This window comes from Streptomyces racemochromogenes (assembly GCF_044129415.1).
GTDB classification, from domain to species: Bacteria; Actinomycetota; Actinomycetes; order Streptomycetales; family Streptomycetaceae; genus Streptomyces; species Streptomyces racemochromogenes_A.
In genome coordinates this window covers 1-1,974 of the sequence record NZ_JBBDHD010000276.1, presented here as the reverse complement: position 1 = coordinate 1,974, position 1,974 = coordinate 1, and the positions used below count along the sequence as shown (strand labels likewise).

Genomic DNA, 1,974 nt, shown 5'->3' with positions numbered 1-1,974 from the left:
GCCGCGCTTGACGGCGATCAGTGCGTCCATCAGCCGCAGGCCCTCGAAGGCGTCACGGGCGTAGCGGACCTCGCCCTCGTAGATCTCGTGGAGGTCCTGCTCCACATACGCGCGGGTCAGGGCCGCACCGCCCAGGATCACGGGGAAACGGGCAGCCAGCCCCCGGGAGTTCAGTTCCTCCAGGTTCTCCTTCATGATCACGGTGGACTTCACCAGGAGACCGGACATGCCGATGACATCGGCCTTGTGTTCCTGGGCGGCCTCCACGATCGCCGAGACCGGCTGCTTGATCCCGATGTTCACGACGTTGTAGCCGTTGTTGGTCAAGATGATGTCAACCAGGTTCTTGCCGATGTCATGGACGTCACCACGGACCGTGGCGAGCACGATGGTGCCCTTGCCCTCGTCATCGGTCTTCTCCATGTGCGGCTCCAGATACGCCACCGCGGTCTTCATCACCTCGGCCGACTGGAGCACGAACGGCAGCTGCATCTGCCCCGAACCGAACAGCTCACCGACGACCTTCATGCCCTCCAGCAGCGTGTCGTTGACGATGTCCAGCGCCGGACGGGTTTGCAGGGCCTCATCGAGATCGGCCTCCAGGCCGTTCTTCTCCCCGTCGATGATCCGCCGCTGGAGACGCTCCTCCAACGGCAGGGCGAGGAGTTCCTCGGCCTTGCCGGCCTTCATCGACTTGGTGTTGACGCCCTCGAACAGGGCCATCAGCTTCTGGAGGGGGTCGTAGTCGCCCTCACGGCGGTCGTAGATCAGGTCCAGAGCGGTGTTGACCTGCTCCTCGTCGAACCGCGCAATGGGCAGGATCTTCGACGCGTGGACGATCGCCGAGTCCAGACCCGCCTTGACGCACTCGTCCAGGAACACCGAGTTCAACAGGATCCGGGCCGCCGGATTCAGACCGAAGGAGATGTTCGACAACCCCAGCGTCGTCTGCACCTCTGGATGACGCCGCTTCAGCTCACGGATCGCCTCGATCGTCGCGATACCGTCCTTGCGCGACTCCTCCTGCCCCGTACAGATCGTGAACGTCAACGTGTCGATCAGGATGTCCGACTCACGGATGCCCCAATTCGACGTCAGGTCCTCGATCAGCCGCTCGGCGATCGCCACCTTGTGCTCGACCGTGCGGGCCTGGCCCTCCTCGTCGATCGTCAACGCGATCAGCGCCGCACCGTGCTCCTGCGCCAGCCGCGTCACCCTCGCGAACCGCGACTCCGGGCCGTCACCGTCCTCATAGTTCACCGAGTTGATGACCGCACGCCCGCCCAGCTTCTCCAGACCCGCCTGGATCACCGGAACCTCGGTCGAGTCCAGAACGATGGGGAGGGTGGAGGCGGTGGCGAAGCGGCCGGCCAGCTCCCGCATGTCCGCGACACCGTCACGGCCCACGTAATCCACGCACAGGTCCAGCATGTGCGCACCCTCACGGATCTGATCCCGCGCCATCTCCACACAGTCGTCCCAGCGGCCCTCCAGCATCGCCTCACGGAACTTCTTCGACCCGTTCGCGTTCGTCCGCTCACCGATCGCCATGTAGGACGTGTCCTGACGGAACGGCACCGTCTGGTACAACGACGCCGCACCCGGCTCCGGCTCAGGAGTGCGCTCGACGACCGCGGCACCCCGCACCCGCTCCACCACCTGCCGCAGATGCTCCGGCGTCGTACCACAGCAACCGCCCACCAGCGACAGCCCGTACTCACGCACGAACGTCTCCTGCGCGTCCGCCAGCTCGACGGCCGACAGAGGATAGTGGGCCCCCTGCTTCGTCAGCACCGGCAGACCCGCGTTCGGCATGCACGACAGCGGAATACGCGCGTTGCGCGCCAGATAGCGCAGGTGCTCGCTCATCTCCGCGGGGCCGGTGGCGCAGTTCAGACCGATCATGTCGATCCCCAACGGCTCCAGCGCCGTCAGTGCCGCCCCGATCTCCGAACCCAACAGCATCGTGCCGGT

Annotated in this window: 1 protein-coding gene; it reads right to left on the bottom strand. The window is 65.5% G+C overall.

Annotation, left to right across the window (positions count from 1 at the left end; translation table 11 throughout):
- A partial coding sequence (locus tag WDV06_RS36720) for a dihydropteroate synthase (protein ID WP_395514136.1) occupies positions 1-1,974 on the bottom strand: 1,974 nt, incomplete at both ends.